This window comes from Olivibacter ginsenosidimutans, assembly GCF_039542865.1.
Lineage (GTDB): Bacteria > Bacteroidota > Bacteroidia > Sphingobacteriales > Sphingobacteriaceae > Olivibacter > Olivibacter ginsenosidimutans.
Genome location: NZ_BAABIQ010000006.1, coordinates 129,771 through 147,828, shown reverse-complemented (window position 1 = coordinate 147,828; position 18,058 = coordinate 129,771). Strand labels below are relative to the sequence as shown.

14 protein-coding genes are annotated in these 18,058 nt (G+C 42.8%); all 14 read right to left on the bottom strand.

Features of this window, described 5'->3' with window-relative positions; translation table 11 throughout:
- Positions 1–4: 4 nt before the first annotated feature.
- On the bottom strand, positions 5–856 hold the full coding sequence (locus tag ABD930_RS06720; protein WP_345230962.1) for a hypothetical protein: 852 nt from the start codon (positions 854–856) through the stop codon (positions 5–7).
- On the bottom strand, positions 856–1,218 hold the full coding sequence (locus ABD930_RS06715; protein ID WP_345230961.1) for a hypothetical protein: 363 nt from the start codon (positions 1,216–1,218) through the stop codon (positions 856–858). Before ABD930_RS06715 ends, ABD930_RS06720 begins: the two co-directional genes overlap by 1 nt.
- A 21-nt stretch (positions 1,219–1,239) precedes the next feature.
- Complete coding sequence (locus ABD930_RS06710; RefSeq protein WP_345230960.1) at positions 1,240–2,832, bottom strand: TonB-dependent receptor; 1,593 nt, start codon at positions 2,830–2,832, stop codon at positions 1,240–1,242.
- A 66-nt stretch (positions 2,833–2,898) separates the two neighbouring features.
- The gene (locus ABD930_RS06705) at positions 2,899–3,264 is read right to left on the bottom strand and encodes a hypothetical protein (RefSeq protein WP_345230958.1); all 366 of its coding nucleotides are present in this window, start codon (positions 3,262–3,264) and stop codon (positions 2,899–2,901) included.
- Positions 3,265–3,344: 80 nt separating this feature from the next.
- Positions 3,345–4,187: a TlpA family protein disulfide reductase gene (locus ABD930_RS06700; RefSeq protein WP_345230957.1), complete on the bottom strand. Its 843-nt coding sequence runs from the start codon at positions 4,185–4,187 to the stop codon at positions 3,345–3,347.
- A 213-nt stretch (positions 4,188–4,400) separates the two neighbouring features.
- Positions 4,401–5,603 carry an MFS transporter gene (locus ABD930_RS06695; protein WP_345230955.1) on the bottom strand — a complete coding sequence of 401 codons (1,203 nt, stop codon included), beginning with the start codon at positions 5,601–5,603 and terminating at the stop codon, positions 4,401–4,403.
- An 88-nt stretch (positions 5,604–5,691) separates the two neighbouring features.
- The gene (locus ABD930_RS06690; protein WP_345230954.1) at positions 5,692–6,531 is read right to left on the bottom strand and encodes a hypothetical protein; all 840 of its coding nucleotides are present in this window, start codon (positions 6,529–6,531) and stop codon (positions 5,692–5,694) included.
- A 265-nt stretch (positions 6,532–6,796) separates the two neighbouring features.
- A complete protein-coding gene (locus ABD930_RS06685) occupies positions 6,797–7,591 on the bottom strand; it encodes a 6-phosphogluconolactonase (RefSeq protein ID WP_345230953.1) in 795 nt (264 codons plus the stop codon).
- An 8-nt stretch (positions 7,592–7,599) separates the two neighbouring features.
- Positions 7,600–8,811, bottom strand: coding sequence for an N-acetylglucosamine-6-phosphate deacetylase (gene nagA, locus ABD930_RS06680; RefSeq protein WP_345230952.1), 1,212 nt, complete (start codon positions 8,809–8,811; stop codon positions 7,600–7,602).
- Positions 8,812–8,838: 27 nt separating this feature from the next.
- Positions 8,839–10,215: a sugar MFS transporter gene (locus ABD930_RS06675; protein ID WP_345230951.1), complete on the bottom strand. Its 1,377-nt coding sequence runs from the start codon at positions 10,213–10,215 to the stop codon at positions 8,839–8,841.
- 73 nt (positions 10,216–10,288) lie between these two features.
- A complete protein-coding gene (locus tag ABD930_RS06670) occupies positions 10,289–11,644 on the bottom strand; it encodes a Gfo/Idh/MocA family oxidoreductase (RefSeq protein ID WP_345230950.1) in 1,356 nt (451 codons plus the stop codon).
- A 166-nt stretch (positions 11,645–11,810) separates the two neighbouring features.
- A complete protein-coding gene (locus ABD930_RS06665) occupies positions 11,811–13,106 on the bottom strand; it encodes a ligand-binding sensor domain-containing protein (RefSeq protein ID WP_345230949.1) in 1,296 nt (431 codons plus the stop codon).
- Positions 13,107–13,114: 8 nt separating this feature from the next.
- On the bottom strand, positions 13,115–14,890 hold the full coding sequence (locus ABD930_RS06660; protein WP_345230948.1) for a RagB/SusD family nutrient uptake outer membrane protein: 1,776 nt from the start codon (positions 14,888–14,890) through the stop codon (positions 13,115–13,117).
- Between the two features lie 29 nt (positions 14,891–14,919).
- The gene (locus ABD930_RS06655) at positions 14,920–18,057 is read right to left on the bottom strand and encodes a SusC/RagA family TonB-linked outer membrane protein (protein WP_345230947.1); all 3,138 of its coding nucleotides are present in this window, start codon (positions 18,055–18,057) and stop codon (positions 14,920–14,922) included.
- Position 18,058 lies beyond the last annotated feature (1 nt).

Sequence of the window (18,058 nt, the reverse complement as noted above, 5' to 3'; positions counted from 1 at the left end):
GTAACTAGAGCATATCCTCCGTATCGTTACGTGCTGTTAGGCCTTTTGCAGATGCAGCATGAACATGCTGGATAACCAGTTCAGCGATACGCTTCGCTACTCGTTTATAGTCGGGAATAATCACCAAACGTTCCCCTAGTAAAGATTTCCAGTTACCTTTCCGCTCCTCTTCTTTTGACCATGCATCATGTTCCAAGTGTAGGTGAAAAATCTCATAACGTTCCGACACCTCCTTAATAAGAGCTTCTGTAGACACTTTTCTAGCCTCTGTGGCCACAGTATAACGGGTAATAATATCGGCTGGAATTTCGCTGTACACCGGCTCATCACCTATCGTAAAGAGAAAACCTTTTTGTTTTCGTTTTTCCCAACAATCGATAACTGTATGGCGCGCAGCAAATAAGTAAGCAAAATTATATCCCTCTTTATTATTACCTCCACCACCACCTTCAAGGTATACTTTGGTAAGCCAACGATCTAGCAGTTCAGCCGAAGATTCGAATTGTCCGACCTGCAAAGGTGCCTCATCATAAACAAAATCACCAATACCCAGGAATAGCACCTGCGGATGTTTAATTCCTGCCTCAATTAATGATCCCATCAAATCGGGCAAGGTATTTCTCACAATATCTTCCGGTACAAAGCCCATACTGCCGGTCACATCCAGCCCAATGATAATCGACAAAGATTCAGGGTGTTCTTCTGAATCGCGCGATTCACGTATCTTAATCGTTTTCGGATCCATTTCTGGATCGATATTCCGTGCGGTAAAAATTTCTTCCCTTGATTTATGATCATATGATTTACTCACCTTCAGTCTGCTGAAGGCTTCGTAGGTATAACGTCCTCCTCCCATTAGTTCAATTTTAGTTCTTCTCCAAATAAATAGGCATAACGTTTTGTTGCTAAGTCCAGTTTAATTTCCAAATTGCGGATTTTAACTGCCATTTCCAAATCCTTAACCACATAATCTTTGGCATCAAAATCAGAAGCCAGTACTAAGCTATTGGCATCTGCCGGACTAAGGTCGAGCATATTCTCCTGTTCCCGTTTCAATTTTTTTAGCGAAAGCGCTAAGTCTTCCACTTCCCTTTTATACATGAGCTGCGCATCTTCTACAATTGCATTGGCTCGATCATCTCTGATTTTGGCATTATTACGCTTCAGGGAATCTATAAATGCACCTTGCGCATTTGTCTGGTCGAAATTGGCATCCATCTTATCTGTTTTTTGCTTTGGTCAACTATAACATTTGATCAAATATAACGCTTTCCACATATAGATAGTATAGCTGAAATTCGGTATTTTACCTGGCATTTGCGTGCGGTTCTGGAAGACGTACATTCCAGGTACCACGGGAAGCCCAGCTCCTAAGAGATTAATCGATGAAGCATCATAGCGGTTATTATAAATATAGCGCAACATCCCTCGTAGCTCCAGCATCCGCCAAACCTTAACCCCCAGTCCTCCATAAATGCCATAATCGTTTACAGCCTTTGCTGTATCGGCTATACTTTCACCCTTTCCATCATTAAGATTCACATCATATCCCACTTGCACATCTACAGGAGAACCTTCTGTAGCCGAGGTAGCATACAAGCCCCTGAATGTCCATGTATGGAAGCGGTCGACTGGATTTTCCAGTATTTTCCGTGTGCCATTCTGTACATTAACCAGGTATTCGGTCTGCTCCAAACGGTACTGTCCGTAACTATTGGATAAGTCGAGCAGCGCTTGATTACCCAATGTACCATGTGCGTATAAACTCGTATTCCAGCGGTCGCTCACATTCCAATGATCATTTGCGGTAAGATAAGCCGTTCCGGCGTCCTGCTCGCCCTTATTATCAATCACTTGATGCAACTGATTGTGTTGCAAACCGATATCTACACCTTTCCAATTTCGGTATACCTTAACCGTTCCATTAAGCATCCTCTTTGGGCTCCAGTTATAGCCTCTAACTGTATGTGTTGGGTTATTGATGCGTGAACGGTAGATATGCGAGGCATAACCCGGAAAATGATTATAACTCAAATCCAGCGTTGTATTCCACCCTTTCCAGTTTTTTCCCAACCAGAGGCCCATGTTATATTGACCAATCGATTCCATAAAGCTGTGCAGTCCTATTCCCCAATCCTTGCCGGTGTCCATTTTCCGCGTAATGATATTCAATGTTCCCGCTAAGGCATTGGTACCATACTGTACACTGAGCGGTCCTTCCACCAACTCTACCCGTTCTACATTAGTCAAGTTGAGCTGTTGCAGGTCAAACTCATTAGACATGCCCAATACTTGCGGAATGCCATCAACCAAAATCTTGACATTCTGTCCGCTAAGCCCTTGTAGCAGCAAGCTACTGCCATCATTTCCATTATTAATCACCTTTGCATTCAGTTCCGTATTCAGCAAGTCGCCCATATTAACGGCCCCCTTTTGGGTAATCAATTCCTGGCTGAATACCTGCGTATGGTAGTTATTATGCGGAATAGTCGTCGCCTGCAAGCTTCTCGAAGAAACCTCAACTTCGTTTAAGGATGTTTTCATCGGTTCGAGGTAGATCATATCCGGCAACTGTTGAAGTACAGAATCCTTGATTTCATGGTAGCCGATAGCCTTTAAGCATATTGTTGCCGGAAGGGAAAATGGCTTACGAAAAAAGCCCTGTTCATCACTGGAACCGCTGAGCTGTCTCCCTTCCTGCTTGATAACCAGGTATACTCCCGCTATGGGCTCATGGCTTTGGCTATCCAATACCCGAAACTGCGCATGAGTAAACGCAAATAAATGGCAAAAACAACAGGTAAGCATTAGCGAATGCTTCAACCTCATCATACGATTAGATTAAAAAAATGAAAGCGATTATTTTGAATCAAAAAAAGACACGGCTCGTCCTGTCCTCTAGGAGACAAGCCTGAATAGCAAATTGCCATAAAGAGCAGGAGGTGCTCTACCCGGCTTTGGTGAGATGATCGCAGGTAAACCGGTTAATATCGGGTGCTCAATCCAAGGAAAAACAAGTGTTAAAAACAGGCTCGATAGTAATACAGGAGGATTTTCCTCTTTTTCAGGTACTTTTTTATACAGGAAATCACAAATAGGACAATGCTTCCCTGCAGTTAGTACCTGTTGTTTACCCATAGTTTCTACCGTGTCCAAGCTCGGGAGTGGCGAATGGGTGTGTAAACCTATCCCGATTTGAATACCCCCATATACCATCAAAAACAAGATGGCTAACGGTAACTGTATTCTTCTTATCCAGAGCATAGGCTAGTGCTGATTATTTTTCGCCACAAAATTGCATTAAAAAAATGGGATATCCAAGCTCCGGTTGGTATAGAAAGAGACTAAAGGATCTTCAGTTCTTGTTGTATTGCTTCTTCTACGTGTTTTGCATCTGGAAAATTATGCACTAATTCTCCCTTTTTGTTAATGAGAAAATGAGTAGGATAAGCGTTAACGTGCAATTTTCCTGTTATGTACTCCTTTTGATGGGGTATAATGTGGTAATCAAATGTTTTCTGTTTCAGAAACTGTTCGAGCGCTTGTTTATCGTCTAGTGCTAAACCGATAAACACGATATCGTCTCGACTTTTATATTTTTCCACTAATTTATTTAAGTCGGGCATTTCTTCCACACAGGGAACACAGTTAATGAACCAACATTTCAAGACCAGCAGTTTACCCTTCGTATTCGCCGATGTGTAGGTATTTCCCCTAAGATCAACAAAAGTAAAAGTAGGCAAGGCTTTCCCTTCCATTTCGCAAAACACCAGCTGAGTCTGCGCAAAATCTTTCATGTAGACAGAAATATCGGCATCTGCCTGTGCAGGGATTGGTGTTAGCTGATAGTGTTTCCCCGTTTCAGCGCCATGTACCAATAAGGGATAATACTTTCCCTTGGACATTTCTTTTAAAAACATTATCCGGCTGATTTTCTGCCCTTTTTCATCCAATCCATAAAAATCATTATACAATTCAACATAACGACTATAATAATTCCAAAAACTTTTAAAATCGTTTACAATCGATTCTTTGGGAATAATCGGTGAGCCTAAATTCTCAGTGCTTTCTTGGCGTATTTCTTTTTCAGCAGATTTCGATACCGATTTTTCGGCAGTTGGTTTATTCGGCTCCTGGCAAGATAGTATAAAAAGCACCAACCAAAGGTTTTTAATACGTACACTCATATTTAGGTATTATTTTTTGATACCGACGCAGATATCTCACCCAAATTTAATGAAAATATTTTGCATCGAAGAGTATAAGGTAAATTAATAAGATACTTCGGGATTCATCATGTGCTTATTTTTAAAGGCACAACGTTACCTTAGTAGTCTTTGGAAGAACATAACCAAACGATTGTTCGGCAACAATACATTTCACCGTGCGTAGCACAACCATCATGACCTTCGTACCACGCTGCGTGATCGCCATTTCAATGCCATACAAATAAAAAAACCACCAAGCACCATCAGGGTACTGAATGGAAAAATCGCCTCCATGCCATAACTTTTGGCCACGAAGCCTACCAATGGTCCCGTAATTCCGAGTGAGATGTCAATAAATAAGCCATAAGCTCCTAAAGCCGCTCCTTTATTGGCACTAGAAACTTGCTGTACGGCTTCAACACCAAGGGCGGGAAAAACCAAGGCAAAGCCTAAGCCAGTAAGCGCAGCACCAAGCATCACCACATGTGGTGATGCAGCCAGTGAAATAAACACCAAACCGAGACATTCCACTGCGATACTTGCCATCGCTACCGGAATGCCCCCATGCCTTGCTATTGCTTTTGAAAAGGCCAGCCGTCCAAAGATAAAAAAGAGGCCGAAGGTCGTTATGCAAGTCGCCGCGTTCTCCCAGCGATGCGCAGCAAAATAAAGGGTTACGAATGTCGATAAGGCCCCGAAGCCTATCCCTGCCAAAGCCAATCCCGAACCAAAGGGACTTACTGCTTTTAATACTTTAAAGAAAGGCTGCTTTGGTGCATCTGAAGCACTTTTTAGGGGTTCCTTCATATAGGCCGACCAAAATCCAATGAAGCCAATGGCCAAGGTTAGCAAACCTAGCGACCAATTTCCGAGCGTTGCCGAAAGCCAAACACCCAAAGGAGCGGCTATGGCCATCGAACTGTAGTTGGCAATCCCGTTATACGATATCGCCGTAGCCGTATGCTCCTCGCCTACCCTTAACATCGCCCAGTTAACAGGGCTCGCTCCTACCATTCCTTCTCCACATCCGGTAAGTAGACGAGAAATAATCAATAGACATAAGCTCCACAGCGGTTTGCCGGCTAACGCAAAGGCAAAAATCAACAGCAAACCGACGCCGATAAAACACGACATGCTGATCATGACCGCTCGCTTTGGTCCCTGATGATCAACCATCTTTCCGGCATAAGCCCTCATGATAAAAGTCATTACATATTGCAGACTTACCACTCCACCAGCAATAATGGTATTATATCCTAAGGTTTGATGGATAAACATGGGCAAAACGGCTAAGGTAAGTCCGATCGTAAAATAGCCGTAAAAGGTCAATAAAACATAGTTCGCAATAACAAAACTTGGTTTCTGTGTCAAAACCAACATGCTGGAATTCTTCATCTCGGAATGCATTTTTTATTTGCAGGGCCTAAAATTCTCGCTTTCGACAACAATATTATTAGCTAATTTAGTCCCTTAACAATCACTATTAGTTGTTCAGGGCACCTTTGATGCTCAGAACCACACCGCTATACTTTTCTTTATCGGGTGCTACATAAAGCAGATCAAAACTGCCACGCGTTGACGACTTAGCGACTTCAGCTTTCAAAAGCTGGTAATCAAATCGCTCTACCGTTTCTTCCCAATCGCTGTCGGATGCTGGAAGAATAGGTCGTATATGATCGATATCAAAAACTGATTTTAACGGTACTGTTTTTTTGCCGCGCTGCGCAAAAACGGTGTCTCCTTCCACCTTTACAATTTTAATCCATCCTTCCGGTAAACCGTCGATATTGTTTCCCTGCACGTCTGTAAAAAATGTAACCCCATACCGTTGCCCTGCTGCTATCGCAGAAAGTTGATGCTGCGTAAATGCAGCCTGATTTTCGCGATGACTACTTGTTATCTTGTTATTTATACCAAAAATCAAACTTCCTACACCAAGCGCTACAAGAACATAGACAAAGCCCTTCCATAACTTAAAATACGGGATTGGGCATTCCTTTTTAAATTCCTTAATCTGGCTTTTCAATGAGGCCGAATATTTTCTAGGACTAATCAGTTGGCCATGCGTATCATAAAGCCTTGACAATTTTACCAGACCTCCACCGAAAGGCAAACCAATAAATCGCCTAGCCTGCGTAACGATCCGTAAGGTATAGGATTTGGGTTCTACTTCATCCTTTAATGTAGCCTGAATTTCTTTTTCACCTAAAAGGTGTTCGTAAACGGAATAAATAAAAAGCATATACTCTATATCATAAAAAATGACTATCGGAACGTCTACTTGAAATACCAAAACCTTTTCTCGCCCTGCTGAATGAAGCATAAAGAAATCGAGATATCGAATGGATTCCTTCACTACGGGAGGAATGACCGGTTATTTCCCTTCAGTAATTTATCCTACAGTCCTATAATAAAAAATAACTAAGGTGTAAAAAAAGCCTCCAACCGGGGAGATTGAAGGCTTCTTAACTAACCAATTATAAACCTAAATTATGAATGATACAAAGATAGTGTACATAATACACACTTACAAATCATTTCAACGCTTTTTTCAAGAATGATTAAAAGATGACAAAACAGCACCTCAATTATCTGGTTTCAGTATTGCTTATTCGATTGGCATACTGCGTAAAGCTATCGCGATCTACAAATAGTTTTGCCTTAGGATGTCTTCGTAAAATGGACGCTGGACATTCTTCCCGTATAGGTTCAGCCAAGGTTCGATATACCGCTAATGCCTTAGATGCGGCAGGTACGGTACAGAAAGCGTACCGTGCACGCATTAATGCTGGTACTGTTAACGTCAGTGCCATAGATGGCACCTCATTGAGTGTATGGAAACATTTATCATTTACTTGCTGTTGCCGACAGGCCTCATCAAGATGTACTATTTTAACTAATTCCGGATCATCAAAATCGGCAACGTGCGGATCATTAAAGGCAATATGTCCATTTTCGCCAATACCCATGCATACAATATCGGTAGGATAAGCCTGTAACGCATTTGCATACGCCTCACAAGCACTTGCCGCAGATTTTCCAAATGGAGTCAGATAAAATACCCGTTTAAAAGGTAAGTGTGCAAATAAATGACGGTCAAGAAAATTACCAAATCCCTGAGGAGCGACTTTATCCAAGCCAACATATTCATCCATATGAAATGCGTTAACACGGTTCCAGTCCAGCTGTTTAGCCTTAACCAAGGCGGTCAGCAGCTCAACTTGTGAAGGTGCCGCCGCAAAAATCATATTAACTTCTTCCTTTTCGGCCAATAGTATTGACAGCCGATGTAACACTTCTTTGCCTGCCGCTGCTCCCAGTGCTTCGCGCGTGTCAAAGCATTCAACAATTAGTTGATCTAATTGAATTCGTTTAGATACCATCTATTAATTTATAAATCAATAAGTTTATTAACCTGTCCGTCATAAACCACATTGCCCGAAACAAAGGTCTTCTTTACCGCAATTTCTTCATCAAAAAGAACCAGATCGGCATCCTTACCCACAGCTATTGATCCGGTTTGCCCATCAATACCGATGATTCGTGCGGGAGTTAAGGTCATCATATGCACCGCATCTTGTAAAGAAACATCGGCTAAACGCATCATGTTTCTCACCAGCAGATCACAGGTGGCTACACTTCCGGCAAAGCCCGATTTGTCGGGCAATTTGGCTACTCCATCCTCTATCAGTACTTCCATACCATTGTGCAAGTTCCCTAGGATGCTTTTCCCCTCGGGCATGGCAGCCCCTCGCATAGCGTCCGTTATTAAGGCTGTACGTTCTATTCCTTTAATTTTAACCACCAATTTTAGTAATTCCGGTGGCAGATGCTTACCATCAGCAATTATCTCCACATCCATTCCTGTTAACAGGAATGCACTTTCGACCACTCCACCAAAGCGGAAAGCCTGTTTTCTGGTAACGCCAGACATGGCGGAATATAAGTGGGTTGCTAAGGTATACCCTTCCTCATAAGCCTTAATCACATCATCATAAACAGCATCGGTATGTGCAATAGAAGGTAAAATGCCTCTTCTTCGCAGCAGGCTACCAAAAGCAATAGCGCCTTTTCTTTCCGGGGCAGCGCTCCACCGTATAATAGCTGAAGAGCTATCCAATATTTCGGTATACTCTACTGGATCAGGATCACGGATATAACGTGGGTCTTGTGCTCCACGCTGGTTCATGGAAAAGTAAGGACCTTCGATATGCATACCGATAAATTTTGCACCCATGGGCTGTTGCAATTTTACCTGATCAAAAATAGCCAGTGTTTTCAACAATTCACCCTTGCCGCTGGTTAAGGTTGTTGGCACCATAGCCGTTGTTCCAAAACGGGCATGTGTTTTCGCAATTGTCTGATAAGCCTCTACTGTGTTATCCATAAAATCACAACCACCACCACCATGTACATGGATATCGACAAAACCCGGCGCGAGGTATAAACCTTTTGCATCTATTATCCGCGCATCTGTCACCTCCAGTTCGGTCTCCCCAAAATCCACTATCCTACCCTCTTCAATGAGCAATTGCCCGTTTCGTATAATCCGATGGGGTGTAATGATATGGGCATTTTTTATTTTTATTTTCTTGCTTTGCATTTAATTTATACGTCTACTGTCCATCATTCAACCCACCAACGAAGCCGATGACTTCGTTTCAGGTTCCAATTTTCGCTTCTCCTTTTTCCAATACCTAATCTTGTGGCCCCAAAAAGCATAAAAGATTAAGTATAGATAGCAAGGTATTAACAACACATAAGCTTCCCTCAACCCCCATCGATCTGCCAAAAAGCCATAAACCAGTGGTATCAAGGCATTACCACTTAATCCCATAATCAATAGCGATGAGCCAATTTTCACAAACCTTCCTAGTCCGTCTAATGCTAAAGGCCATATCGCTGCCCAAACCAATGAGTTGGGCAATCCCAACAGCACAATAAACCATACCGATGCATCCACCTGATGTCCTAAGAACGTGACCATTCCTTTCGCTACTAAGATCATCAGAGAGAAACATAAGCCCAAGGTTGTGCATAGTTTAAGTGCTGTTGTCTGACTAAAAAAGCGGGGTATGCACACAATACCTAAGAGGTAACCACAGATGGTAATAAAAAGGGTAAATGAGGGAAAAACCTTTGCTTCTAAAAGTTGTATTCCAAAAGAGGTTGCATAATTAATAACCGTATCCACGGCGATCACCTGCGTCCCTACATGTAAAAATATAGCTACCGCCCCCAATATTAAGTGAGGAAAATGGAAAATATGCTGCTTTTTATCATGTTCAGCCGCATTAGCTGAAGTATCCTGTTGATCAGTATCCAATTCTGGTAATGGCGAGTAACGAATTCCTAATCCAAAGAGCAGTAAAAACGTCCCTACTAGACTATAAGGCAGTATCACCCTCCTAATCAAAGCATCCAATGCAGTAGCGCGTGCCGTATCACTTAGAGAGGCCAAGCTATCGAAAAGCGTTTGGTCTGTCGGCTTTAATACCGCTGCAGCAAAGAGTAAAGGAGCCAATATACCGGCAAACTTATTGCAGATTCCCATGATACTGATGCGTTGGGCGGCACGTTCTGCCGGACCTAAAATCGTAATATAAGGATTAGCTGCCGTCTGCAAGATTGCCAGACCAATTCCGAGGGTAAAAAGTCCAACCAAGAAAATACCGTAAGTTCGCGTTAATGCAGCAGGGACAAAGATAAAGGCTCCTAATGCTAAGGCAAAGAAACCAACCATCATACCTTTTTTAAAACCGGCAACTTTAAGTAAATACGATGCCGGTACCGACATCACAAAATAAGCAATATAAAATGCGAAGGCAACAAAATACGATTCAAAATGGCTTAATTCGCAAGCGATCTTAAAATACGGAATTAAAATCGCATTGATCCAAGATAGAAACCCGAATACAAAAAACATTCCACCGATGATACCCATCGATATTTTTAACTGGCTTGGGGAGAGCCCATGTACATCCCTTGTTTCTACAGCATCTTTCATTTATTTCATTTTATCGTTTGATTAAACCATCACAAAAGCCATAAACCTTGTCGTGCCAGCGATAGGGTTTTCACTACGACAATGTCGGTTCCCAACCTTTTTCATAGGTACGCTTCCAATATTGCTGTGCCTCTTCATCGTGTAGAATATGCCCATTACTGGAATCAATTTCTAATAGTCCGCTAGTTCTTTGCGCAATATTTCCTATCTGGACCAATACAGTACTGATATAGCCACTGGAAATATCCGCCGCAAGTGGTGCCCCTTTCTTTATGCCGTCGAAGAAATTCTGGATATGGATTGCGTCTAACGATTGTGACGGACTTGTTTTATTTCTTGGGTCAATGGCGACATCGTTCTTTACCTCTTTGATCAGCTTATTTTTCAAGTCAAAAATCTGATAGGCATTACCTCCCAAAATTTGCAGTGCACCGGTTTCACCATAGAAAATCACACCTACTGATTCGCCCTCATTCGTTCGTCCATTGCAACTACGTCCTTCCCAGCTCATCATGCCCTTATCACCATAATCCCATGTAATTAATTGCGTATCCGGCGTCTCCCAATCGTCTTGATAACGGTACCTTCCGCCGGTAGAGGTTACGCGTGTAGGGAAGTCGACTTGCAGGCCCCAACGGGCAAGGTCAACCATATGCGTTCCGTTGTTCAGTGCTTCCCCGGTTCCCCAATGCCAAAACCAATGCCAGTTGTAATGCAACAGATTATCTTGAAAATCCCTTCGGGGAGCTGGTCCTTGCCAAAGTTCAAAATCTAGCCAAGCGGGTACCTTTGTTTTTTTACCGATGCCGATAGTATCCCGATTATTGGTATACCACGTTTTAGCCATATAGGGTTTGCCTATAATCCCCTCGTGCAATTCCTTGATTGCCTGGGCTACCTTAGGCCAAGACCGCCGTTGGTTACCCATCTGTATGACATTACCGTATTTCTTACTTACTGCGACCAATAGCTCCCCCTCATGCGGATTATGGCTACAAGGTTTTTCCAAGTACACATGTTTACCCGCTTTTGACGCCAATATTGCAGCAGGAGCATGCCAATGATCGGGGGCAGCAACCACTAATGCATCCACCTGCTTATCTTCCAGGGCTTTTCTAAAATCCGTTTTCAGGGTAGGCGCAGCAGATTGGTTTTTAACCACTTCGGCTTTGCATTTTGCCGCAGCACGCTCGTCCACATCGGCAATATAGATGACTTCGCAATTCGACTGTGATGAAAAGTTGCTAGCAAGGGCAAAACCACGTGAATTTACTCCCATCATCGCTACATTTATTTTTTCATTGGCCCCTATTATCCGGCCATAACTCTTTGCACTAAATCCCGGCAGAATGCCGCCAACGGCAACACCAGTTCCCAAAACCGTTGCGTGCTTCAGGAAAGTTCTTCTCGAATTTGATTTTTTATTCATCGATTCATCCATTTTGATATATATAGCTATTTAACCTATTTCATATAGGTCTTGGTTTATTTTATTTGAACGTATCTACAAAATTCCCTACCATTATCTCCAGTGAAGCACTTCATCATTCCGAGCCTAGTCGAGAGATCTCACCTTTGACGTAAATTGACCATTTTTATCCTTCTGTTGGTCTACTAATAACAATTAAATCGGCGATTTCTCTCCCTTCGTGTAGCATACGACCCAAGGTGTATACCGTGCTAGCATTGCCTACAGCAATTGCATTTACATATGACGGCCATTCGCCATTTTCGTAAAAGATAGCGCCATGATCGCGGTAAGTAGCGCTAGGGATATGATAGGTAATCAAATGCAGGTATTCTTGCCCTTTTGATCCACCCTTCGCTAGCGTTTCCACACCTTTAACCCGTTTGCCATTCTTAAAAATAGGACTTCCCGTAAGGTAATAAATTGTTTCGCCGTCCGGTCCAAGCTGAAATCCCAAATATCCATAGCTAAACTGATCAAACATACCGCAACGTTGCGAAGCTTCCGAAGCAATCCGTTGTACGAGTTCGATATGCGATTTCTTTGGATCAAAGCGAAACAGGTAACCCGAATTGCCATGTATGCCATAAGCAACCTGTTCGGGTTCATACCAAAAGATCTTCCGCCAATTATACGCCATTGAACCCGGCCGGGTAGCATCGTAGGTACCCAAATAGTCTAGACGAAGATCCACATCCAGTTGCTGCAATGACCTTTTTGCGGTATCATAGCAAAACACCAAACCTTCTGCCGTACTGAAATATGCCTTTCCTGCCGAATCGACCAGTATAGAACGGCATAATGTGCGGAAGTCTGCTCCAGGTTTACCAGCCTCCCCATTTGCCGATACTGGCCCTAGGTTAATCAGTTGTTTCGTTTTTACATCAAAATGCAAGAATAAACCCGTGGGCCATGTTATACAAAATAGTTGCCCTCGAATTACGTCCATGTGCATAGCCACAATTCCCTCCCCAGCGGGTGCAATGGCCCAATCGGTAAACGTACCGTTTGTGATATCATAACTGAGTATATGTCCGCCAGGATAACGCGCAAAACCTTCTGGAACGCGCATCGGAAGTCGCTCCATTCCCTCAATCATTTCATAATATCCCACATGCGTGGAAAAAAACAGTTTCCCCTCATATTCATAAAACCGTGCATGTGATTTTCCTTGGGGCACGGTTTTTTTATCGGCTTCACCACAAATCTCGGTCAGATCTGCTAATAATCTTGTTTCTTCCTTCAGTGGATCAAACACATATAGTTTCCCTCCCTCCTCTAAACGCTCGGAAGAAAGGATATAGTAAATATTACCGTCACTTGCTTTACTGATTGCATTGTATGTATCATGTGCGTGCTGAAAACCAGAATAATAGGTTTTTGCCCTCAACGTAATGTTCATGATTTCTTCTAATTGTTCCATAGTTATTTTTATTCAACCACCTCTAATGGTGGTTCGTTGTTCTCCGCACCCACATAGCCCTCATTTTGATTAATCCTTCCTAATGTATTTGCCGTAATGATATTATCATCAATAGGCCATTGAAAATGGTAAGGCTCAATACGCGGACTTTGCCCTAGCTGCGTTACCTCACCATAGTGGTCATAAAAGTTATTCAGGTTGCGCACACGGTCATAAAACCAATTTTTTTGATGGATATTCGACAAGCTATAGCCTCTTTCATTGCGGGCCGCTAAAATGTAAGATACCCGGTTCAATTCATTTTGACGTGGTTCTTCTGCAAAAAGCTCACGCGCCCGTTCATCGAAAATAAAGTCGATCGTTACCTCGGCAGCCGATATTAACGATGCATGCGCCCGACTTCTAACTTGATTGATGTCTTGGGCAGCCAGTTCATTTTGTCCTAGCCATAGGTAGGCTTCCGCTCGTAGTAAATAGGTCTCTGCTAAACGAAACAAATACCAATCGCCGTTGCTTCCGTATGGTACTCCTGCCTGGTCTGGCTTATTCGGCACATAGGTTTTGTAAAAAGGCATAGCATAAATACGCGCCCAATACTCACTTGGGTTATCCATATTTTGTGGGTCAAACGGCTGTCCGTATTGGCTAGAGGCCGGATTATTATAAAATAGCTCATCGCGATCCCACCAGTTTACATCTGCCCTACGCAAGTCTGGTGTGTTCTTACTATTGTAATCACCATCTTTCCATATGGTATAGCTATGGTAATCACTTAAGGCCACATCCGGATTTCCCCGTCCTAATGAATCGTATAAAGGCCCTTTATCAATCATTCCCAAATTGCCATCCTTATCCTTTGCTAGTGTATTGTTATACCAGGCACAATTATATACGCGCATGGTAAACAGCCCTGGAGAACGCGCTTCCACAGGCGCTTCCCAACGATCAACAAAAGCCAGTATCGTCTCCTTATTTTCGGTAAGATTTTTATTTTCTGGTCGGTGTAAATCCCAAATAACATTCTTCGCCGGATCAGCCGCATCGATGCCAAAACGATTTTTCATCAAAGCATAAGGCCCATTAATAACCGCAGAAGCCGCTTCCACTGCCTTATCAAACTCCATATTTGCTAAATAAACCTTAGTTAAGAGGTGGTTTGCCGCCCCCTTTGAGGGCACACCAGCAGCGGCAGATACAGGCATCCACTGCACAGCAAATTCAAGATCCGCCTGGATTTTATCCAAGATTGCCCAGCGGCTATGGGTCTTAAAATCTACGCGTGCGCTGCGCACTTCTTCTTGAACAAAAGGCAAATCACCATAATTACCGATTAAGCGATAATACCAATATGCCCGATGCCACAAGGCCTCTGCCAAAATCCCATTCCGGTCGGTCTCACTAGCCCATTCAATATCATCAATGCGGCTAATCACCGTATTAGCATTACGTACCATTTCGAAAATATCGTTAATCTGATTAACGAATTGCTGATACGTATCACTATTGGGTGTTAGGCGTGTAAAATCCATTTGAAGCCAAGGTACCCCCGCTTCTGAAGCAGCCCATTGATGTGCTAAAAAGTTTTTCTGACCCGTCTGCTCGCGGGTAAGGTCTTTACGCATCGTTACCAACAACGCCTGATACCCCTCTTTATTCACAAAAACATTTTCAGGAGTAAAAAAAGACAAGGGTTCAGGTTCCAAAAAACTTTTGGAACAAGCACCTATTACTAAAACAACTGCCAGCAGAAGCAGCATATCACGTGTTTTTCTTAAATGAGCCATAACCATTAATTTTGTCATTCCGTATTTCATTAAAGTGCAGCATTCAAACCCAACGTAAACAACTTGGGCATCGGCACATTACCCGATTCGGGATCCCAACCCGGCCAATCCGATATCGTCAACAGGTTTCTGGCCGAGAAAAATATACGTACATTTTTCGCTTTAAACCGTTCTATCCATGTTGGTGGAAAGGTGTAGGAAAGCGTAACATCCTGTACGCGCAAGAAAGCGGTGTTAAAGTAAGGGATAAGGTTTCCGCCAAAAACGGTCATGTTTCTGCTTAATTTAGGATATTCATTCGATCTATTTTCCGGTGTCCAGTACTGGAAATTGGCCGAACTTTGCCGATCATTCATCGAGTAATCGGCTACAATTTCATTAAATTTACGTTTGTGTCCTAAATCGGCCCGTAGAAAAATGCTCGCACTGAAATTCTTCAGAAAGGTAAACTCATTGCGTAAGCCTAACAGATAACGGGGCGCACTGAAACCAATAAACTGTTTATCCTGCAACGCCTCATAGCGATAATTTCCATCCAAGTCGGTTACCTTAAAATCGCCTGGCTGCAAACCATATTTAGCAGCCTCTTCCGCTTCCTCCTGTTGCCATATACCATTCACCTGATAATCCCAGATGACATCCAGTGGCTGCCCTACAAACCATTTGTTGGAATAATCCGGAATTTCCCCTGTTAGCGTTTTACCCGCCAAGGTGTACGAACCCATTTCACCAAAGAGACTGTTAATTTTATTCCGGTTTAGCGAAAAATTCAAGACCGATCGCCATGTAAAATTAGGCCCTTGCATATTCAAGCTATTGAGTGTCAACTCAAAACCCTTATTCGCTAAAGAACCAATATTGGTGGTAACATTATCAAAACCCGTAATGGTTGGTAAAGAACGATTCACCAGCAATTTATTGGTTTTGGCATTATAAAACTCTGCCGTTAAGCTAAAGCGATTATTAAATAATGCCGCATCTATCCCAAAATTCAGTGATTCGGTTTCTTCCCATGACAATGCCGGATTGGAAAGTGTTGATGTGTAGATGCCGACTATCTGGTTGCTTCCATCATAATATTGAACCGATTCCATTTGTGCAAATGAGGCATACGGACCGATATCACGGTTTCCATTTTTACCCCAAGATGCTCGCAATTTCAATTGATTAACTGCGGGCACATGAAAAAACTTTTCTTTATGCACTTGCCAGGCTATCGCTGCTGCAGGAAAGGTTGCATAGGGGTTTTCCTGACCAAAACCACTAAAGCCATCACGCCGCACAGAGGCTGTTACCAAATACTTTTCCATTAAAGCATAATTCACCCGAGCCATTAAACCGTCCCCTGTATATTTCGTATCATTGGTATTTACAGATGGATTATTTCCAAATTGCAAACCCCCATAGCCTAAAGTCGGACTCGGCTGGAACGACTGGTTTCCCATATTAGAGCTCCATGATCTATATTTTTCTGCATTATACAAAAGGGTCACATCGAAACTATGTATGCCAAAGGTTTTGTTCCATTTCAATAAATTATCAATCATCCACTCAAAAGATGAAAAATCTTCCCGTGTTGCATAGCCATTACTGTAAGTTTCGCGTCCGGTAATAGTCTCTGTAGACCAGAAATTATAGTCTTTATCCAATTTTGTACGCGGTTGAAAAGACAGACGGTACGTAATCCCGAAGGGTAATTTCAATTCACCGTAAAGGGAAGCAAATAAGGTTTGCACATTATTACTCCGGTCTTGACCGAGTGTATTGAGCAACGGATTTGGAGAGATGTAGCCATGCGGATAAAAATTAATCGTCCCATCAGCTTCATAAATCGAAGCAAATGGACTTACCGCACTCATCTGGTTCAGGTTTGCCGGTACCGATCCTTGGTTACGATAGGCATATTGTGCATTAATACCCACATTAAACCAGTCGGTTATCTTCGTATCCAGGTTAATCCGTGCACGAACGGTATTGTATTTATCGCCAATAATGATTCCCTCATTATCCAAATAACCCAATGACCAGTAGTATTTCATGCGGTCGCTCCCTCCATTAATACTCACATCATACTCCTGCCTTCTAGCTGTCTTCAGTACCTCATCTGTCCAATTCACCGTATTTCCCGACAAATAGCTTTCAATCTCTGGTGGGAAAAAATTAAGTCGACTTAACCATTCCTTTGTATTATCCGGATTCGGGTTATTGCTCGCACTACGCCATTGCTCAAGCGTTACGCCATCCGTCAAGGCGCTCGGGTTATCATAATAATAGGCAGGTACCGTATTGCCGAGTGTTCGCAGAAAATCACGCCGGTAGTTAATGTAATTTTCCGGATCTCGAGCACCAAAATCAGTGGATGTTGCCTGTGTAAGTCCTTGTTTAGTTGAAAAGTTAATGGTCGGTTTCCCGGTTAATCCCTTTTTTGTAGTTACCAGCATTACCCCATTAGCGGCACGTGCACCGTATACTGCTGCCGAGCTGGCATCTTTCAAAATATCGATCGATTCGATATCATTCGGATTAATGTCGGCAATATCACCATTATAGATCACCCCGTCCAGCACAATCATCGGAGAAGTAGACGCATTAATGGAGTTTACCCCTCTAATTTCCATTGAGCTTCCGCCAGAGGCTGAAGTACTTTGGTTTGCTTGAAAACCCGCCACCGTACCTGCCAGCATATCCGTCAGCTGTGTTGTGCCTTGATCTTGAAAGTCGCTCGCGCTTACACGGGCGACAGCGCCGGTCAAGTCGCTTTTCTTTGCCGTTCCATATCCCACCACAATTACTTCATCCAGTCCTGCTACATCATCTTCCATTACAATGCGTAGCTCTTTTTTACCCGCTACCGCTACTTCTTGCATCTTATAGCCCATACTTTTCAGCACCAGCACAGCATTTGACGCAACCTTATCTAAAACAAAATGTCCTTCGATATCGGTGCCCAAAACAATGCCCGTTCCCTTTACGGTGACCGTTACACCGGAGATTGGCTGACCTTTAGTGTCGACCACCAATCCTTTCAATTGCTGTTGAAGCTGCCTATCTGCTTCTGTAAATTTTGTGGTCGGGGTTAGCCAAGTAGGATTGTTAGATGCTACTGAATTAAAGGTTAAGAACACCAATAAATTCATTAACATCAGCATAAAACATCTTTTTTTCATA